The sequence below is a fragment of the Marinobacter sp. NFXS11 genome (genome assembly GCF_040148675.1).
In the GTDB taxonomy this organism is placed as follows: Bacteria; Pseudomonadota; Gammaproteobacteria; order Pseudomonadales; family Oleiphilaceae; genus Marinobacter.
Genome location: NZ_JAGDDV010000002.1, coordinates 674308 through 693591 on the forward strand (window position 1 = coordinate 674308; position 19284 = coordinate 693591).

Below are 19284 nucleotides of genomic sequence, written 5' to 3' on the forward strand. Positions count from 1 at the left end.
TGGTCAGAAATCGTCGGCGCGTTTCTGCGGGGCGGCGGCCAATCCCGTGCCACCAGCCTGTCCGGATGCCTGGCGTTCCAGTTCTTTTTCCACCGCATTGGAAGATTTGGCAAACCGTGCCAACAGGTTGTAGAGCACCGGAATGATGAACAGGGTCAGCGTGGTGGCGAAGATGAGGCCGCCCAGAATCACCATGCCAATGGCCGCCCGGCTCTCTGCACCCGCGCCAGTTGCAATCACCAGGGGCACGGCTCCGAAAATCGTCGATATGGTTGTCATCAGTACCGGCCGGAAGCGCAAGCAGGCGCCCTCGAGAATTGCTTCCCGAACCTCATAGCCTTTGTCCCGGAGCTGATTGGCGAACTCCACTATCAGTATCCCGTTCTTGGCCATCAAGCCGAGTAACATGATGATGCCTATCTGGCTGTAAATATTGAGACTGATCCCCGTCCACCAGAGCGCCAGAAGAGCCCCGGTCACCGCCAGCGGAACTGACAACATGATGATCAACGGATGGATCCAGCTTTCGAACTGGGCGGCCAACACCAGGAACACGATGACAAACGCCAGGGCAAAGGTAACGTAGATCGCGGCCGAGGATTCCTGGAATTCCCGACTGAGGCCCTTGTAGCTGACGCGGGCTTCCGGCGGCAAGTTATCCACAGCAAGGTTGTTCAGGTAGTTCAAGGCCGAGCCCAGGTCGTAACCATCCGCCAGAGACGCACTGATCACCACGGCGGGCAGGCGGTCGATGCGGCGGAGGTCCGGGTTGGCGCCGATTTCCTGCACGGAGACCAGTGCCTGCAATGGAATCAGGTTACCGCCCTCCCGGGGCCTCAGAAAAATCTGGCCCAGGTCTTCAGGCGTTGCCCGGTTAGCGTCTTCCGCCTGAATAATAACGTCGTATTCCCGGCCACGATCGATGTAAGTGGTTACCTGCCGGGAAGCCAGCATGGTCTGCAAGGTGAGGCCCACGTCCTCTACCGTAATATCCAGATCCGCGGCCCGCTCCCGGTCGATATTCACCCGCAGCTCCGGCCGGGTCAGCTCGAAGTCGGTATCCAGATTCTCCAGATTCGGGTTTTGCTTGGCCCGCTCCACAATCTCCTGGCTCCAGGCCTGCACTGATTCATAATCCGGACCGGCCACCACAAACTCGACTGCCTGGCTGAACCCGCGCTGGCCCAGACCGGGCGGGTTTACGGCCACGGTACGTATGCCGGACACGTCGGCCAGCTTCTTGCGGATTTCGCTGGTCACCTCCTGCTGCTTGATCTCCCGCTCTTCCCAGGGCACCAGGCCCATGATCAGGAACGCATTGTCCTCTTCATCCCGGAATCCAACGATGGAGAGTAGGCGATTGGCTATGCCCTCATCCAGATACGGCAGCAATGACTCTTCCACCTGGCGCACGTAGTGATCTGTGTATTCAACCGTCGAGCCTCGCGGTGCGCTGGTGGGCATGATGATCACGGCACGGTCTTCGGTCGGCGCCAACTCCTGAGGCAATTTCGGATACACCACGGCGGCAATGACCAACCCGACAAGTCCCAGGCCCAGTAACAAGCCCGGCTGCCTCAGGGAAAACTCCAACAGCCTGCGGTAACCATTGGTCAGGCCATTCAGGACCTTTTCGCTGGCCGCCCAGAGACGATGCCCTTCTGCCGATTCGTGGCTGTGCCTGAGCCACTTGGAACACAGCATCGGCACCAGGGTCAGGGCAACGAGGCTCGAAAACACCACTGCCGCCGCCAGGGTAAAACCGAATTCGGCAAACAGCCGGCCAATGTTGCCGCCCATGAACGAGATCGGCACAAACACGGCCACCAGGGTTAGCGTGGTGGCAATAACGGCAAACGCGACCTGTTTTGCGCCACGATAGGCGGCAAGCAATGGCGGCTCACCCTCATCAATCCGACGCTGGATGTTTTCCAGCATTACGATGGCATCGTCCACAACCAGGCCGATGGCCAGAATCACCGCCAGCAGGGTCAGCACGTTAATGGAAAAACCGAGAAAACCCAGACCGATAAAGGCGCCAATCACCGCAACCGGAATAGTCACCGCAGGAATCAGAGTGGCGCGCCAGGAACGCAGGAACAGGAAAATCACCAGGATAACCAGAGACACCGCGATGGCGAGCGTGGTTACCACTTCCTTGATGGAGGCCCGGATGAAGATGGATTCGTCATAGCTTTCCGCGATGGTGACTTCCGGCGGCAGGGTCTCGCGAATTTTCTCGAGCTCGGCGCGGACCGCATCGGAAACGGCCACCGTGTTGGCCTTGGACTGACGGATGACCCCCATACCGATGGCGGTCTGGCCGTTCGCGCGCAGGCGGCTGACATCCGACTCCACCCCCATCTGGACATTGGCCACTTCGCCAAGACGCAACAGATCATTGCCGTCGCGGCGGATTACCAGTTCCCGAAACTGTTCCACATTCGACAGCCGACCTTCGGCGCGAACCGTGAAATTGCGGGTGGACGAGTCCACCGATCCGGCCGGCAACTCGACGTTGTTGGCACGCAGCGCCCGTTCAACTTCCGACACGGTGATATCCCGGGCCGCAAGACGTTCCCGGTCCAGCCAGACCCGGATGGCATAGCGCCGTTCGCCACCGATACGCACGTCGGCAACACCGTCGAGTACTGAGAGCCGGTCCGCCAGAACCCGGTCGGCAAAGTCACTCAGCTCAGCGCTGTCCCAGACATCACTGCGCAGGGTAACCCACATCATGGGGCGTGCATCGGAATCCGCTTTACGCACGACGGGCGGATCCGCTTCGTCCGGCAACTGGTTAGCCACCCGTGACACCGCATCGCGCACATCATTGGCGGCAATGTCGACATCCCGGGCCGTGGTAAATTCGATGCTGGTTCGGGATTCGCCCTGCTCAGTGGACGATTCGATGGAGCGAATACCCTCGATGCCGCTGATGGCACCCTCGATCACCTGGGTAATCTGAGTATCCACCACTTCGGCCGCCGCACCGGTGTAGTCGGTGGAAATGGAGACTACGGGTGGATCGATATCCGGGTATTCCCGCACCGGAAGCCCCATCAGGGCGGCCAGGCCGAACACCACGATCAGAAGACTGAGAACCGTCGCAAATACCGGCCGCTTGATGGAAATGTCAGAGAGGACCACCGATCAGGACTCCCTGGCAGAGATAAAACGGTTCTCGGGAATGGCTTTGTCGTCTTCCAATACCCGAACCCGGTCCCCGCTGCTGAGCCGGTCCTGACCCGTCACAATCACCGGATCTTCCTGGCTCAAACCCTTCGACACTTCCACAAACCCGGGCATACGCGAACCCAGGTTGACTGAAACCCGCCGGGCGACGCCGTCTTCAGCCACAAACACATATTGTTCATCGCCTCGGATCATCACCGCCTGTTCCGGGATCACCAATGCTTCCCGTTCCCGAAGCGTCAGCGTGGCGGACATAAACTGCCCGGGCCGCAGCAGGCCATCAGGGTTGTCGATCAGTGCCCTGACCGGCAGCGACCGGCTCAGCTCGCTAACCCGGGAACCCAACTCTACCAGTTGACCGGAAAACTGCCGGTCCGGGTAGGCCGGCGATGCGCCGCGAACCTGCTGCCCGAGACTCACCTGCCCCAGAAAACGTTCCGGAATCGAAAAGCCCAGTTCCATACGGTCCGTGGTGTCCAGGGTGGTCACCGAGGTTCCAGCGGCGATGTAGGCCCCGACGCTGATGTCACTCAATCCGACCACGCCGGCAAACGGCGCTTCAATCCGGTGATTTTCCAGACGTACCCGTGCCGCCTGTCGCTGGGCCTCGGCCACATCGACGGCCGTTCTCAACTCATCCACCTGGGACTGGGAAATGCTGTTGTTGGAGCGCAATCGCTGTGCTCTCTCGAACTGCCGGCCAGCGTCCGCCAGTTGTGCCTCGATCACCTGAAGATCCGCCCGGGCCTGGCGATCGTCCAGTCGCAACAGCACCTCACCCTGCTCCACCCGACGGCCAGTTTCCAGATTCAGTTGCACAACCCGGCCACTGACTTCCGTGGTCAGTTCCACGGCGTTGAGGGCGTTCAGGCTGCCAACGGCGTTGACCACATCCCGCACCGTCTCCATCTGCGGAAGCATGGTATTCACCGCGCTGGCGGGACGCTCACGGCCATCCTGGGCGGCATCGCCGTCGTCCAGGTTCTGATACACAAAGGCGCCGCCGATAGCCACAGCCACCAGCACCAACGCAATCAACCACTGCTTCCACATAGGATTTCCAGATATTCCGGGTCTTGGTTAGTCGTCTGTTACTTTTTCTGGATGACCAGAACCACTTCGCCCACGTCGATTCCCCACTTGCTCATAGTGGTCTGGTTGATCAGCGTGTCGGGTGTAATCAGATACATCCAGTCGTCCATCCGCACATCCAGCGTACCGTCACCGTAGGCCACGCGAAGGACATAATTCATATGAATGGCGTTACCGCTCCAGCGCATGGTTCCGGGTTCAACCACATCACCAGCGTCGGCATGATACCCGTCGTCGGTCGGCGTCAAGGTCCACACCCGGGTCTGCACTTCGCCGTCATTGAAGCGGAACACCTCATCCAGGGTGCCCACACCCTCATCATCCCACGACGCGCTGATATCCGCATCAAAGGTACGAATCACCTCACCGGAGAAATTCTTGACCACGCCCCGGGCGGAAAGTTCGCCGGTGAAGAACTCTTCAGGGACCAGCTCGGGTTTACGGTCTGCATAATCCTCAAGCGACGGGCTGGCACAGCCACTGAGCAGCAGTGCCGAAAACAATACACAGAGTATAGGTGTCGACAGGCGTTTCGATATCTCAGTAAACAGGCTTTGCATGACTTTTACACTCTCTAAACAGGAATATGGGGGGCTCTTGGGCGCAAGGAAATACGTCGCAACCGTCTTTTACGATCATTACCCGGAATCCACAGGGTCATCTACGTCATCTCGGCCAATTGTCCATTCTGACAGTCTGCCCGGCGCTTTTCGTCAATGGCAGTGCCCGGGTATTGGCGTAAAACAACAGGCAATGGCGGGTGATTGCCCTCCGAAGATTCCGAGAAAGATACAGAGGATTTCGCTATGCCGGTTTACAACGCGCCCCTGCGCGACATGAAATTTCTGCTCAACGAGGTGTTCGACTACCCGGGCCATTACGCCACCCTGGCCAGCGGTGAAAACGCCACGCCGGACATCGTGGATGCAATACTCGGCGAGTGCGCAAAGTTCTGTGAAGAAGTGCTGAGCCCACTCTACCTCTCCGGCGACGAGGAAGGATGCAAACTCGACAACGGCGAAGTCACCACACCCGCCGGTTACCGCGAAGCCTATCAGCAATACGCCATGGGTGGCTGGCAGGGACTCTCAGCGCCCGAGGAATACGGTGGCCAGGGCCTGCCTGCATCCATGGGATTGCTGAAGCAGGAAATGATGGGCACCGCGAACTGGCCCTTCTCCATGTATCCCGGTCTGTCCCTGGGGGCCATGAACACTATCTTCCTGCACGGTTCCGAGGACCAGAAACAGACCTACCTTGCACCACTGACGGAAGGCCGCTGGGCCGGCACGATGTGTCTGACCGAACCCCAGTGCGGCACGGATCTGGGCCAGGTGAAGACCAAAGCCCAACCCCAGGCCGACGGCAGTTACCGGCTCTCCGGAACCAAGATTTTCATCTCCTCTGGCGACCACGACCTGACCGAAAACATCGTCCACATCGTACTGGCCCGTCTGCCGGATGCTCCCAAGGGCACCCGGGGTATCAGCCTGTTTATCGTGCCCAAGTTCCTGACCGACAGCCAGGGCGGCGTGGGCGAACGCAACGCGGTGGTCTGCGGCAGTCTGGAAAAGAAAATGGGCATCAAGGCCTCGGCCACCTGTGTGTTGAATTTCGATGGCGCCACCGGTTTTCTGATTGGTCCCGAGAATGAAGGCCTCAACTGCATGTTCACCTTCATGAACACCGCCCGAATTGGCACCGCAATTCAGGGTGTCGGGCCGGCTGAGCTTTCCTATCAGTGGGCATTGGCCTATGCGAAGGATCGGCGCTCAATGCGGGCACTTTCCGGCAAGAAAGAACCGGATCAGGTGGCTGACAGTTTGATCCACCATGCCGATGTGCGTCGGATGCTGCTAACCCAGAAGGCCATCGCCGAAGGCGGTCGGGCCATGCTGTATTACGCAGCCCGGCTGGCCGATCACATGGTGGAGGGATTCACCGAAGGCGACGATAAAAAGGCGGACAAATACGACGACAAGCTCGGCTTCCTGACGCCAATTCTGAAGGGCTTTCTCACCGAACTCGGCTGCGAAGCGGCCAACCTGGGAGTCCAGGTTTTTGGAGGCCACGGTTACATCCGGGAACACGGCATGGAGCAGATTGTCCGGGATACCCGCATCGCCACCCTGTACGAGGGCACCACCGGAATCCAGGCGCTGGACCTTCTGGGACGAAAAGTATTGCTGATGACCCAAGGTGGGGCGGTGCGCGAGTTCACCCTGAAAATTGCCAATTTTGCCCGTAAGCATCTCACCGATAAACGGCTACGGCCCTGGGCTCTGGAACTGCTCAAGCTGACCGGGCAATGGAACCTGCTGACCGTCCGTATTATGCTCGCGGCTCGTAAGGATCGCGATGTGGTGAGTTCCGCATCCTACGATTTCCTGATGTACAGCGGCTACGTGACCATGGCTTATATCTGGATGCGTCAGGCCGTCGTAGCTGTGGATAAGATCAATAATGGCGGCGCGGAATCGACCAGTTTCTACCAGGCCAAGCTGGCCACTACCGAGTTCTATTTCGAGCGGTTGTTGCCTCGGGCCCAGGGCCACGCTAGCAGCATGCTCAGCCCCAGCAAAAACCTGATGCAACTGGATGCCGAGGATCTGGCCTTTACGGGGTAGGTCTACTTCCCGATACAGAAGCTGCTGAAAATCTTGCCAAGCAACTCATCCGGGGTGAGGTGCCCGGTGATCTCGCCCAGGCTGTCTTGGGCGGCCCGCAGATCTTCAGCCAGAAGCTCACCGGCACCAAATCCCTCGAGCTGGCTCTGGCCCTGGATCAGCAGGGCCTGGGCCCGTTCCAGAGCATCCAAGTGCCGGCGACGGGCCAGGAAGCCGCCTTCGGTGGTACTGGCAAACCCCATGCACTGTTTGAGGTGGTCCCGGAGAATCTCCAGACCTTCGGCAGACTTCGCCGCCAAACGGATGACCGGCGCGCTCTGGTGGTCTTCGGCACTGATCCCTACTGTTTCACCGGACAGGTCTACCTTGTTGCGAATAACCGTCACCGGTGCGTTGGCCGGTAACTGGTCAATAAAATCTGGCCAGATTTCATGGGGGCTGGTTTTATCGGTGGTGGTGGCATCCACCATCAGAAGGATGCGATCGGCCTGACGGATTTCATCCCAGGCCCGGGCAATACCGATCTGTTCCACTTCATCCGGGCTGTCCCGGAGACCGGCCGTGTCGATGATGTGCAGCGGCATACCATCAATATGTATATGTTCCCTCAGGACATCCCGTGTTGTGCCCTCAATAGCCGTAACAATGGCAGCCTCGCGACCGGCCAGGGCATTCAGCAGGCTGGATTTGCCGGCATTGGGCCTACCGCCAATGACCACTTTCATACCATCGCGCAGGATAGTCCCCTGCTGGGCTTCCGCCAGAATTTTCTCGAGCCGGTCCAGCAGGTTTTGAAGATCACTGGCCACCTTGCCATCAGCCAGAAAATCGATCTCCTCCTCGGGAAAATCGATCGCTGCCTCAACATAGATCCGAAGGTGGGTCACCGCGTCCACCAGATCCTCGATCTGCCGCGAGAACACCCCCTGCATCGAACGAACGGCACAGCGTGCCGCCTGTTCCGAGCTGCTTTCGATCAGATCGGCAATGGCTTCAGCCTGGGCGAGATCCAGTTTGTCGTTCAGAAACGCCCGTTCGGAAAACTCGCCCGGTCGGGCCAGTCTTGCGCCCTGGCTGCAAACCTCCCGAAGCAGAAGATCGAGAATCACGGTGCCGCCATGGCCCTGAAGCTCCAAGACATCCTCACCGGTGAAGGAGTGGGGGTTGGGGAAAAACAGCCCGATGCCCTCATCAATCAGCTCACCCCGGCTATCTTGGAACGGGCCGTAATGGGCATAACGAGGTCTAGGCTCAAACCCCAGCATCTGTCTGGCAATAACCCGTGCCTTGGGACCGGACACGCGAACGATTCCGACCCCGGCCTGTCCGGGTGCGGTGGCTATGGCTGCGATGGTTTCAGAACTCTGGCTCATGGTTTTTCCACAGGCTGAAAACAGCAAAGGCCCCACTGAGGAGCCTTTGCCGGGTCGGTTCGGGCACCGGTACTAGTGCTTTTTGCCGGCCATTTCTGTTTCGATCTTGCGGGTAATGTACCACTGCTGCGTAATGGACAGAATGTTGTTCACGAGCCAGTACAGTACCAGACCTGCCGGGAACCACAGGAAGAAGACCGTGAAGATCAAGGGCATCATTTTCATGATCTTGGCCTGCATGGGGTCCGGCGGCGTCGGGTTCAGACTCATCTGTACAAACATGCTGGCACCCATGAGGATTGGCAGGATGAAATACGGATCCATCACCGACAGATCCTGAATCCACAGCATGAACGGTGCATGGCGAAGCTGGACACTTTCAAACAGTACCCAGTACAGGGAGATGAACACGGGCATCTGGACCAGTATTGGCAGACAGCCACCAAGCGGATTGATTTTCTCCCGCTTGTACAGTGCCATCATTTCCTGGGACATGCGCTGACGGTCATCGCCATACAGTTCTTTTAGTCGTGTCAGCTGTGGCGCCACCGCACGCATCTTGGCCATGGACTTGTAGCTGGTGGCCGACAGATGGAAGAACACCGCCTTGACGAGAACCGTCAGCAGGATGATGGACACGCCCCAGTTGCCAACCAGGCTATGGAACCAGTCCAGAATGATGAACAGCGGAAGCGAAATGAAGAACAGCCAGCCGAAATCAACGGTACGGTCGAGGTTCGGAGCCATGCCTTCAAGGCGTTCGATGATCTTCGGCCCGACATAGGCCCGGGCACCGATCTCGGCGGTTTCGCCCGGCGCCACACTGGTTGCCGGATAGACAAAGCCCATCACATAGTTCGGGCCGCGGCGTGTGGTCTGGTACTGGGCGGGAATATCGCGCTCTGGTACCCATGCCGACAGGAAGTAGTGCTGGAGGAATGCCAGCCAGCCGTTGGTAACGGACTGATTAATCTGGTTTTCCTGGAGATCACCGAAATCAAATTTTTCGTAGGGATCTTCTGGGGAGCTGATGACCAGACCTAGGAAAGCCTGGATACCCATGCTGGTCTGGGAGGTCGGGTCCGGGGACTGGTCCCGGACGATCTTACCTGTGAAATTGGCCTGCCATTCTTCACTAGACCGGTTTTCAACCAGATATTTGACGCCAATTTCGTAGCTGTTGCGTTCAAATTCATAACGCTTGGTGATCTGGACGCCATTGTCGGAGGTGTAAGTCAGATCTACCTGAAGCTGGTTGTCGCCTTCCGCCAGTTCATAGCTTGCAGCGTCAGCACTGTAGACCGGAGCCGAACCGTTTTTGCGACTATCCGGACCATCACGACCAATGAGCCCACTTTCCAGAACGTACAGGCGATTCTGGGTGTTGTTCAGCAGGGTCAGTGGTGCTTTGCTGTTCAGGGATTTGTCGTAATTGAGCAACTGGGCTTTTACCAAGTTGCCACTGACCCTATCAATCTGCAGGTCGTAGACATCTGTACGGACTGTGACGAACTGATCGCTGACCGTGGTGGTGGTTTCGGTTGAGCTGATGACAGCCTGTCCGGTCTCCGGAGTTGTGAACTCGCCATCAGCATCAACCTGAGCGGAGCTCTCTTCCGGAAGCACCATATTGTCCGAATTGCCCATGTTGCCAGCGGTCTGCGAAGGCTGGGATTCAGCGACCTGAGCCGTCTCGGGCGGCTGATGGTAATCCTCATTCCAGGCAAGCACCATCAGATAACTGACAATAGCCAGGCCGGCAAATAATACGATGCGTTGAATATCCATAGAGTTACTGTCTGGTCTGGGTTGTTGTATGGGAGTGATCAGCGTGTACGCAGGCTGTTGCGGTTTCCGAAACCCGAGGCTTTGTCGTTCCCGGTACAGGATCATAACCGCCTTCCGCCCAGGGATGACACCTTAACAGACGCCGGATTGCGAGAAATAATCCTTTGAGCGCGCCATGATGGTTTATGGCTTCAACGGCGTATTGTGAGCAGGTGGGGTAGTGGCGGCAGTGACTGGCCATCAGCGGACTGATTGCATACTGGTAGAAGCGGATGGGCAGAAGCAGAAGCTTGCGCATTAACCCGTTCCTCGATTGGCAGATTCCGATGTTGCTGCCCGGGATGGCTGAGATTGAGCGTACTTTTTCCTGAGACGTCGCCAGAGGTCATCTATGGACGACCGAACCGAGTGGTTGTCCAGGGAAACCAGCCCCTGGCGTCCCAGAACCACAAGATCCAGGCCGGGCAGGTCCGTCTGGTGACGGAAACTTTCCCTGATTTGGCGCTTTACCCGGTTTCTCTGGACTGCAAGCTTCAGGTTTTTCTTCGAGAAGATCAAACCGATCCTGGCGTGACCAAGATTGTTCGGTGTCGCCAGGATCAGAAAATTCCGGTGCGGAACTTTCAGCTGCACGTCGTTGAAGACTTTGCCGTAATCAGCAGGTCGCAAAAGACGATGTGATTTCGGGAAACTCAAAGCCTTCATGAGGCAATCAGAGCTTACGCGGACAGACGTGCGCGGCCCTTGGCACGACGACGGGAAATAACCTTGCGACCGTTGGCAGTGGCCATACGGGCACGGAAACCGTGAACGCGCTTACGCTTCAGGACGCTTGGTTGAAACGTTCTTTTCATGGTGATGATCTCACAATTCGTAAGTTGGAAATTCAGTAACTGGCTGGAAAATGAACAGCCAAAACAGGAGCGGCATTCTATGCAAATACTGGCGGGAATTCAATGCTTATTGCTAGGGGGTTATGCGCATGCTCGAAATTCGGAATCTGTCATGCCAGGTAATAAATTCAGTAAGTCTGTTTAGAATTCTTTTAAGGATTAATTATTACTGTTATTAGTACCGCAGGTTTCTGTGGATAAGCGAAAAAAAGGTTAGGAAAACATGTCTTTGGGCGGTTCATAAGGGTATTGATAAGGCACCCTGAGAGCTGTGGACGATGGCAGGGCGAAATGTGGGTAAGTCCTTTTCGAAGCGAGGTTCAAAGTTATCCCCGGTTGCATCCCGGGGTTCTTAACAGGGTTGAACCCGGGCTGTACACACAGGGCTGTGGGTAACTTTCATTGCAGGAAATTTCTGTACACAAGGTTGTAGGTAAGTTCGTAAAAATATGAAATGCATAGAAATTTATTTCCACAGGCTGTTCATGAACTGGCTTTGGCTCTTTCACTGAAGGGCCGGCCGGGTTAGAATCCGGGGTCATCTCACAGGACAGGAAGTCCCTTGTCCGTTCAGAGACATTTCAGGGTTATCGGGAGCAGGCTGTCGTGCCAAACAGTATGTGGCATCAATGTCTTGAAGTACTCCGGGACGAGTTTCCCGCACAACAGTTCAATACCTGGCTCAGGCCCCTGCAGTCCGATCTCCGGGAGGGGCAGCTTATGCTGTTCGCTCCGAACCGCTTTGTGATGGATTGGGTGAACGAAAAGTACCTGCGGCGTATCGAAGAGGTGCTCAAGGATCTGAACGGCGGGCAGGCTCCCCGCGTCAATATGAAAGTGGGTTCGGCACCCCGTGAAGATGAGCCGGTCAAACGCTCGGAGGCACCTGCCCGGGTTAATGGTCGGGTTCATGAAGAGACCGGTAGCCGGGTCACCGAAGAAGAGAGAGGTGTGGCCGCCACGGTGGTCGGGTCGCCTTCGGTTCGCCCGAAAAGTGGCAGTGAGCGACGGTCGGTTCAGGTTGAAGGCGATATCAAGCACCAGAGTTTTCTCAATGAAGGATTCACCTTCGAAACCTTTGTCGAAGGTAAATCCAACCAGCTCGCAAGAGCCGCCTCCATGCAGGTGGCGGAGAATCCGGGTGGTGCCTACAATCCGTTGTTCCTGTACGGCGGTGTTGGTCTTGGTAAAACACACCTGATGCACGCCATCGGCAACGAAATTGTTCGTCGCAACCCCAAGGCGAAAGTCGCCTACCTTCGCTCGGAACGCTTTGTTGCAGACATGGTTAAGGCGCTGCAGCTGAATGCTATCAATGAATTCAAACGTTACTACCGTTCGGTGGATGCCCTGCTGATCGACGACATCCAGTTTTTCGCCCGCAAGGAGCGATCCCAGGAAGAATTCTTCCATACGTTTAATGCGCTGCTGGAGGGTGGTCAGCAGGTGATCGTGACCTGTGACCGGTTCCCGAAAGAAATTGTCGATATGGAAGAGCGGCTCAAATCCCGGTTTGGCTGGGGCCTGACTGTGATGGTTGAGCCACCGGAACTGGAAACCCGGGTCGCTATTCTGATGAAAAAGGCCGATCAGGCCAACGTAAAGCTGAGCAGCGAAGCGGCTTTTTTTATTGCCCAGAAGATTCGCTCGAATGTGCGAGAGCTGGAAGGGGCGCTGCGTTTGGTGATAGCGAATGCTCACTTCACCGGCTCGGAAATAACGCCGCCGTTTATCCGGGAGAGCCTGAAAGACCTGCTGGCGCTGCATGAGAAACAGGTGAGCATCGACAACATTCAGCGCACTGTGGCGGAATATTACAAGATCAAGGTAGCCGATTTGCTCTCCAAGCGCCGGACTCGAACGGTGACCCGGCCCCGGCAGGTTGCCATGTCCCTTTCCAAGGAGCTGACCAATCACAGCTTGCCGGAGATTGGAGACGCCTTTGGCGGTCGGGACCATACCACCGTATTGCATGCGTGCAAGAAAATCGTGGAATTGCAGGAGACTGATCCGGGCATCCGCGAGGATTATCAGAATTTTATGAGACTGCTGACCACCTGATGCCGGGCGTTGGCGAATAACATTCACCCTTCCAACATAAAGAAAGCTGAGTGCCATGAAACTGACGATCAGCCGTGAATCCCTGCTTACCCCGCTGCAAAGCATTGCTGGCGTGGTGGAAAAGAAACAGACAATGCCCGTGCTTTCCAACGTGTTGCTGGTGGCCGAAGACAATACCCTGACCCTGACCGGTACCAATATGGAAGTGGAGCTGGTGGCACGGGTAACGCCGGTGCATGTGGATCAGCCCGGCCGGATTACCGTTCCGGCCCGCAAGTTGTCCGATATTTCCCGGGCTCTTGGCGACGAGGCGCCGATGGAACTGTCGCTTGAAGGCGATCGGTTGCATCTGCGTTGTGGCGCCAGTCACTTCACGTTGTCCACACTGCCGGCGGAGCACTTCCCCAACGTGGAAGACGAAGATGAAAGCTTCCGGCTGGAGCTGCCCCAGAAGGAACTCGGCCGGATGCTTGATGCAACGGCGTTCGCGATGGCTCAGCAGGACGTACGCTACTACCTGAATGGCCTGTTGCTGGAAGTGGACAAGGATCATGTGCGGACGGTGGCGACGGATGGTCACCGGCTGGCGATGGCACATCTGGAGCTGCCGACCAATTGCCCGGAGTTGCGGCAGGTGATTGTCCCGCGGAAAGGGGTCCTTGAGCTGGCCAGGTTGCTGGATGATGTGGAAACACCGGTCACCCTGGTCATCGGCGACAATCATCTGCGGGCGACGGTGGGGTCGTATACCTTTACGTCGAAACTGATCGAAGGGAAATTCCCCGATTACAACCGGGTTATCCCGCGAGGAGGCGACAAGGTTGTTCTGGCGGACCGCGCCACGTTGAAGAATACCCTGCAGCGGGCGGGCATCCTGTCTCACGAGAACATCCGCGGCGTGCGCCTGAACCTGGCATCCAATGAACTCCAGGTATTCGCGAACAACCCGGATCAGGAACAGGCCGAAGACGCGCTGCCGGTGGACTATCAGGGCGAATCCCTGCAAATTGGTTTTAATGTAGGCTATCTGGTGGATGTCATGAACGCGCTGGATGAAGACCAGGTAAAGATAACCCTGTCGAATCCGAACAGCAGTGCGTTGATAGAGGCGCAAAACGATAACCGTTGCCTCTATGTTGTCATGCCCATGAGGCTGTAGGAGGAGATGAGATTGATGAGTACCGTAACGAACGGAATCAAAGGCGCCTTCAGGATTGGCCAGACTGTGTCGGTACTCGGGCGCACCGGGGTCAACTGGCTTCGGGGGGACCGCCCTCCAACGCCCCGCCTGCTGAGGCAGACGTTTGAATCCCTCGGTGCAACTTACATCAAGCTGGGACAGTTCATTGCCAGCTCCCCGACGTTTTTCCCGAAGGAGTATGTCGAGGAATTCCAGCACTGCCTGGATAGAACACCCAACCTGCCCTTTGGTGTGATCAAGAGGATTATCCGGGAAGAGCTTGGCCGACCCCTGGAGGAAGTCTATTCGGAAATCGATCCGGTGGCCCTGGCGTCGGCATCGATTGCCCAGGTTCATGCCGCGCGTCTGGTTTCCGGTGAAGAAGTTGTGATCAAGGTTCAGAAGCCGGGTGTGGAAAACATTCTTTTAACAGATCTGAACTTCCTGTACCTGTCTGCCCGTATTCTGGAAACTCTGGCACCGAAACTGTCCTGGACGTCCATGTCCGGTATCGTCGAGGAAATTCAGCGGACCATGATGGAAGAATGCGATTTCATCAAGGAAGCGAACAACCTGAAGGTGTTCAGGGAATTTCTGCACGAAACCCATAATGAGGATGCGGCAGTACCGAGGGTGTTCGAACATTGCAGTACCCGGCGGATTCTGACCATGGAGCGTTTCCACGGTGTGTCCCTCACCGATCTGGAAAGCATCCGCGGTTACGCGCGTGATCCGGAGCGTACCCTGATTACGGCCATGAACACCTGGTTCTCCAGTCTGACCCAATGTGAGTTTTTCCACGCGGATGTGCACGCGGGCAACCTGATGGTTCTCAAGGACGGTCGCGTTGGTTTTATCGACTTCGGAATTGTTGGTCGTATCAAGCCGGATACCTGGCAGGCGGTGAGCGATTTCATTTCAGCCGTTATGGTTGGGAATTTCGAAGGAATGGCCGATGCGATGATCCGCATCGGTATTACCCATCAGACGGTTCGGGTCGAAGATCTGGCCAGCGATTTGAGAAGGCTGTACCAGCAAATGGATCGAATGGTGCCCGACGAGGTTCCCTATGAGGCGGAGCAGGCAGAAGACGATGTGAATCATATCCTGATGGATATGGTTAAGATCGGCGAAAGCCACGGCCTGCATTTTCCAAGGGAATTCGCTTTGCTACTGAAACAGTTCTTGTATTTCGATCGCTATGTTCACATCCTTGCACCAGAAATGGACGTGTTCATGGACGAACGGTTGAACATGCTCCACTGAGGCTGTCGCCTTGAGCGATTGGCTTTTGTACACTAGGGCAGCGTTACCGACGGGAAGGTAACGCTGCCTTTTTCGTTTAAGGGTTTTGTGTTGTTTCCTGCCCTCGTCCCCTTCGAGTCTGCTTTTCTATGGCGCTTGTTAAATTCCAGACTGAGAACTTCCGCAACCTGTCGTCGGCGCCGGTCAGCTTTTCATCGTCGTTTAATCTGCTTTACGGAGAAAACGGTAGCGGTAAAACAAGTGTGCTGGAAGCCATCGGTTATCTGGGATTAGGCCGTTCGTTTCGGGTGAACAGACACCAGGCAGTGGTGAGTCATGGTGAACAACGGCTGACGGTTTTTGGTGGCCTCGACCATGGGCTGGGTGAACGCAACCATGGCATTAAGACCGATCTGGTGCATCGCCTGGGAATATCCCGGGATGTTGGTCAGAAGGAAACGGTGTTACGGGTAGATGGTGAGGCGGTAAGGAGTCTTTCTGCGCTCGCGAAACACCTGCCGGTATCCGTGATCGATCCTGGTGTTTTTGATGTGGTGGCGGGTGGACCGGGAAAGCGGCGTCAGTTCCTCGATTGGTTAGTGTTCCACGTGGAACCTTCTTTTGGATCTCTCTGGCAACAATGCCAGAGAGTGACATCACAGCGGAATCAAACGCTGAGAAATGGTAGACTAGACGAAGCTTTAATGCGTGTCTGGGATCACCAGTACGCTGCTCTGAGTGAACGCATTAGTGAGGCCCGTGTCGGCACTTTTGGCCGGTTCAAGTCGGCTTTTGAAAATCTGGTCCGGGAAGTAGATGTACCCTGGGCCGAAGGTCTAAAGCTCGAGTATTACGCGGGCTGGGATGTCAGTCGGCCGCTGGCAGAATTACTTGCAGACCATCGGGAACAGGAGCGGAAAGTCGGTCACACGTTGTACGGTCCCAACCGCGCCGATATCCGGTTGAAGTTTCAGGGCAGGCCTGTAGCCGAAACCTTCTCCCGGGGCCAGCAGAAAACCCTGGTGATTTTGATGAAGATTGCCCAAGGCATGGTGTTGAGTGGCATGGGCAAGCAGGTGACCTTTTTGCTTGACGATATCAACGCCGAGCTGGATGAAGGGCATCGGGCTATGCTGGCCAGCAGGCTACAGGCATTACGTTGTCAGGTGTTTATTACGTCTATAGAGCGTCCGCTCGTGGAACAGCTCTGGCCAGGCGGTAAAACACCAGATTACAGATTGTTCCACGTGGAACATGGCAAATTGACGGAAGAATAAGACCGGTGCGAAAAGCGAATACTGCCCGGGCTATCACGCTTCAGGAGTTTCCGAATGAGTGAATCGAACTACAATTCCTCCAGTATCAAAGTCTTGAAAGGACTCGATGCGGTGCGAAAGCGGCCAGGCATGTACATCGGCGATACCGATGATGGCACCGGCCTGCACCACATGGTCTTTGAATTGGTGGATAACTCCATCGATGAAGCGCTTGCGGGCTACTGCTCAGAGATTGGCGTGGTTATCCACCCGGACGAATCGGTGACCGTTAAAGATAACGGCCGTGGTATCCCGGTGGATCTACACGAAGAGGAAGGGGTTTCCGCGGCCGAAGTTATCATGACCGTGCTGCACGCCGGTGGTAAGTTCGATGACAACTCCTACAAGGTGTCTGGTGGCCTTCACGGTGTGGGTGTATCCGTGGTCAACGCATTGTCCTCTACCCTCACCCTGACTATCCGTCGCGATAACAAGGTATACGAGCAGACCTACACTCACGGTGTGCCCAATGCGCCGCTGGCCGCTGTTGGCGAAACCGACGCCTCGGGCACCAAGGTCCATTTCATTCCGTCGCCGGAAACCTTCACTCACATTGAGTTCCACTACGACATCCTTGCCAAACGCCTTCGTGAGCTGGCGTTCCTGAACAGTGGCGTCCGCATCCGTCTGACCGATGAACGTTCGGGTAAGGAAGAAGTTTTTCAATATGAAGGTGGTCTGCGGGCATTTGTTGAGCATCTGAACGCTAACAAGACCCCGATTAACCGGGTATTCCACTTTAACCGTGAGCGGGAAGACGGTATTGCCGTGGAAGTGTCCATGCAATGGAACGACGCTTTCCAGGAAAACCTTTACTGCTTCACCAACAACATCCCCCAGCGGGATGGTGGTACTCACCTGGCCGGTTTCCGGGCGGCTCTGACCCGTTCCCTCAACAACTACATTGAGCATGAAGGTCTGGGCAAGAAGGCCAAAGTTGCGACTTCCGGTGACGATGCCCGTGAAGGCCTCACTGCCATCATTAGCGTGAAAGTTCCGGACCCGAAGTTCTCCTCCCAAACCAAGGACAAGCTGGTGTCCTCCGAGGTAAAAACCGCGGTCGAGCAGGAACTGTATCAGAGCTTTGCCGAATATCTGCAGGAACAGCCCAACGAAGCCAAGCTCATCGTCAACAAGATGATCGAGGCCGCCCGGGCCCGTGAAGCCGCCCGTAAGGCGCGAGACATGACCCGCCGCAAAGGCGCCCTCGACATTGCAGGCCTGCCCGGAAAACTGGCGGACTGCCAGGAAAAAGACCCTGCCCTTTCCGAACTGTACATTGTGGAGGGTGACTCGGCCGGCGGCAGCGCCAAACAGGGCCGTGACCGCAAGACCCAGGCGATCCTTCCGTTGAAGGGCAAGATCCTGAACGTGGAAAAAGCGCGCTTTGACAAGATGCTCTCCTCTGCGGAAGTGGGCACCCTGATTACGGCTCTGGGTTGTGGTATCGGCCGGGAAGAATTCAATCCTGACAAGCTACGTTACCACTCAATCATTATCATGACGGATGCGGACGTCGACGGTTCCCACATCCGGACCCTGCTGCTGACCTTCCTGTTCCGTCAGATGCGCGAAATCATTGAGCGCGGCCACGTCTTTATCGCCATGCCACCGCTTTACAAGGTCAAGCGGGGCAAGCAGGAGCAGTACCTGAAGGACGAGAAGGCCAAAGAAGCCTACCTCACACAGACCGCTCTGGAAGGCGCCCAGCTTTATGTGAACCCGGAGGCTCCGGCGATCAAGGATTCTGCGCTGGAAACCATGGTGAAGGACTACCAGGCTGTTATGAACATGATTGGACGCCTGTCCCGTGCCTACCCGGCCAAGGTTCTGGAACAGATGCTTCAGAACGTCACGCTCAAGCCCGAGCACCTGAAGGAAGAAGCTTCCGTGGCTCGCTGGGTTGCGCGCCTGGGTGACGGCCTGGACCTGGATACCCGCACCGGGACCAAGTACACCTTCTCGGTAACCAAGGATACCGAACGGGCCCTGTACCTCCCGAAGGTGACCATCTACGTTCACGGGATCCCCTACGACCATGTCTTCAGCCATGATTTCTTCGAATCATCCTCTTACGCGGCGATCGCCCGTATGGGTGAGACCCTGGATGGTCTCATAGAAGAAGGCGCTTATATCCAACGGGGTGAGCGTAAACAGGCGGTTCTTTCTTTTGAGGGCGCTCTGGATTGGCTGATGAAAGAGGCTCAGCGAGGTCTGAACATTCAGCGTTACAAGGGACTGGGCGAGATGAACCCGGAACAGTTGTGGGAAACGACTATGGATCCGGAGACCCGGCGGATGATGAAAGTGACCATCGAAGACGCCATTGCCGCCGACCAGATATTCACAACTCTGATGGGTGACGACGTAGAGCCGCGTCGCAACTTTATCCAGACTAACGCGCTGGAAGTAACCAATCTGGATATCTGATCCACAACGTCCCGGCGCAATAAAAAAGCGGCGGAGGCTTTAAACCTCCGCCGCTTTTTTGTGTCCGGCCTTAATGGAAAACCC

General features: G+C 56.5%; 14 protein-coding genes. 6 read left to right on the plus strand and 8 right to left on the minus strand.

Annotated features, from left to right (window positions below):
• Window positions 1–3 precede the first annotated feature (3 nt).
• The 3 genes from J3362_RS12130 to J3362_RS12140 are packed head-to-tail and all read right to left on the minus strand — an operon-like array spanning window position 4 to window position 4847.
• Window positions 4–3150, minus strand: coding sequence for an efflux RND transporter permease subunit (locus tag J3362_RS12130; protein WP_349520004.1), 3147 nt, complete (start codon window positions 3148–3150; stop codon window positions 4–6).
• 3 nt (window positions 3151–3153) lie between these two features.
• Window positions 3154–4248, minus strand: coding sequence for an efflux RND transporter periplasmic adaptor subunit (locus J3362_RS12135; protein WP_349520006.1), 1095 nt, complete (start codon window positions 4246–4248; stop codon window positions 3154–3156).
• Window positions 4249–4286: 38 nt separating this feature from the next.
• Window positions 4287–4847 (minus strand): DUF3833 domain-containing protein, encoded by a 561-nt coding sequence (locus J3362_RS12140; RefSeq protein ID WP_349520008.1) that lies wholly within the window; start codon window positions 4845–4847, stop codon window positions 4287–4289.
• Between the two features lie 246 nt (window positions 4848–5093).
• Between J3362_RS12140 and J3362_RS12145 the strand changes: the two genes are divergently transcribed.
• Window positions 5094–6914, plus strand: coding sequence for an acyl-CoA dehydrogenase C-terminal domain-containing protein (locus J3362_RS12145; RefSeq protein WP_349520009.1), 1821 nt, complete (start codon window positions 5094–5096; stop codon window positions 6912–6914).
• Window positions 6915–6916: 2 nt separating this feature from the next.
• Here the strand turns inward: J3362_RS12145 and mnmE are convergent, their stop codons facing one another.
• The 5 genes from mnmE to rpmH all read right to left on the minus strand — a co-directional run bounded on the left by mnmE (window position 6917) and on the right by rpmH (window position 10929).
• A complete protein-coding gene (mnmE, locus tag J3362_RS12150; protein WP_349520010.1) occupies window positions 6917–8287 on the minus strand; it encodes a tRNA uridine-5-carboxymethylaminomethyl(34) synthesis GTPase MnmE in 1371 nt (456 codons plus the stop codon).
• A 72-nt stretch (window positions 8288–8359) separates the two neighbouring features.
• Window positions 8360–10075 carry a membrane protein insertase YidC gene (yidC, locus tag J3362_RS12155; RefSeq protein ID WP_349520011.1) on the minus strand — a complete coding sequence of 572 codons (1716 nt, stop codon included), beginning with the start codon at window positions 10073–10075 and terminating at the stop codon, window positions 8360–8362.
• Window positions 10076–10079: 4 nt separating this feature from the next.
• Window positions 10080–10373 carry a membrane protein insertion efficiency factor YidD gene (gene yidD / locus J3362_RS12160; RefSeq protein WP_349520012.1) on the minus strand — a complete coding sequence of 98 codons (294 nt, stop codon included), beginning with the start codon at window positions 10371–10373 and terminating at the stop codon, window positions 10080–10082.
• Window positions 10373–10780 (minus strand): ribonuclease P protein component, encoded by a 408-nt coding sequence (rnpA, locus tag J3362_RS12165; RefSeq protein WP_349520013.1) that lies wholly within the window; start codon window positions 10778–10780, stop codon window positions 10373–10375. Before rnpA ends, yidD begins: the two co-directional genes overlap by 1 nt.
• Before the next feature lie 14 nt (window positions 10781–10794).
• Window positions 10795–10929 (minus strand): 50S ribosomal protein L34, encoded by a 135-nt coding sequence (gene rpmH, locus J3362_RS12170; protein WP_008172542.1) that lies wholly within the window; start codon window positions 10927–10929, stop codon window positions 10795–10797.
• Window positions 10930–11574: 645 nt separating this feature from the next.
• Here rpmH and dnaA point away from each other — a divergent pair.
• From dnaA to gyrB, 5 genes are all read left to right on the plus strand, one after another.
• A complete protein-coding gene (dnaA, locus tag J3362_RS12175; RefSeq protein WP_349520014.1) occupies window positions 11575–13029 on the plus strand; it encodes a chromosomal replication initiator protein DnaA in 1455 nt (484 codons plus the stop codon).
• Between the two features lie 55 nt (window positions 13030–13084).
• Window positions 13085–14188 carry a DNA polymerase III subunit beta gene (gene dnaN, locus J3362_RS12180; protein ID WP_088826473.1) on the plus strand — a complete coding sequence of 368 codons (1104 nt, stop codon included), beginning with the start codon at window positions 13085–13087 and terminating at the stop codon, window positions 14186–14188.
• A 15-nt stretch (window positions 14189–14203) separates the two neighbouring features.
• Window positions 14204–15475 (plus strand): ABC1 kinase family protein, encoded by a 1272-nt coding sequence (locus tag J3362_RS12185; protein WP_349520016.1) that lies wholly within the window; start codon window positions 14204–14206, stop codon window positions 15473–15475.
• A 128-nt stretch (window positions 15476–15603) separates the two neighbouring features.
• Window positions 15604–16731 carry a DNA replication/repair protein RecF gene (gene recF, locus J3362_RS12190; protein ID WP_349520018.1) on the plus strand — a complete coding sequence of 376 codons (1128 nt, stop codon included), beginning with the start codon at window positions 15604–15606 and terminating at the stop codon, window positions 16729–16731.
• Between the two features lie 54 nt (window positions 16732–16785).
• Window positions 16786–19200 carry a DNA topoisomerase (ATP-hydrolyzing) subunit B gene (gyrB, locus tag J3362_RS12195; RefSeq protein WP_349520019.1) on the plus strand — a complete coding sequence of 805 codons (2415 nt, stop codon included), beginning with the start codon at window positions 16786–16788 and terminating at the stop codon, window positions 19198–19200.
• The last annotated feature ends 84 nt before the right edge of the window (window positions 19201–19284 follow it).

Coding starts and splice junctions, on each gene's coding strand:
- J3362_RS12135 (WP_349520006.1), bottom strand. CDS start 4,248: ATGTGGAAGCAGTGGTTGATTGCGTTGGTGCTGGTGGCTGTGGCTATC.
- J3362_RS12140 (WP_349520008.1), bottom strand. CDS start 4,847: ATGCAAAGCCTGTTTACTGAGATATCGAAACGCCTGTCGACACCTATA.
- J3362_RS12145 (WP_349520009.1), top strand. CDS start 5,094: ATGCCGGTTTACAACGCGCCCCTGCGCGACATGAAATTTCTGCTCAAC.
- mnmE (WP_349520010.1), bottom strand. CDS start 8,287: ATGAGCCAGAGTTCTGAAACCATCGCAGCCATAGCCACCGCACCCGGA.
- yidC (WP_349520011.1), bottom strand. CDS start 10,075: ATGGATATTCAACGCATCGTATTATTTGCCGGCCTGGCTATTGTCAGT.
- yidD (WP_349520012.1), bottom strand. CDS start 10,373: ATGCGCAAGCTTCTGCTTCTGCCCATCCGCTTCTACCAGTATGCAATC.
- rnpA (WP_349520013.1), bottom strand. CDS start 10,780: ATGAAGGCTTTGAGTTTCCCGAAATCACATCGTCTTTTGCGACCTGCT.
- rpmH (WP_008172542.1), bottom strand. CDS start 10,929: ATGAAAAGAACGTTTCAACCAAGCGTCCTGAAGCGTAAGCGCGTTCAC.
- dnaN (WP_088826473.1), top strand. CDS start 13,085: ATGAAACTGACGATCAGCCGTGAATCCCTGCTTACCCCGCTGCAAAGC.
- J3362_RS12185 (WP_349520016.1), top strand. CDS start 14,204: ATGAGTACCGTAACGAACGGAATCAAAGGCGCCTTCAGGATTGGCCAG.
- recF (WP_349520018.1), top strand. CDS start 15,604: ATGGCGCTTGTTAAATTCCAGACTGAGAACTTCCGCAACCTGTCGTCG.
- gyrB (WP_349520019.1), top strand. CDS start 16,786: ATGAGTGAATCGAACTACAATTCCTCCAGTATCAAAGTCTTGAAAGGA.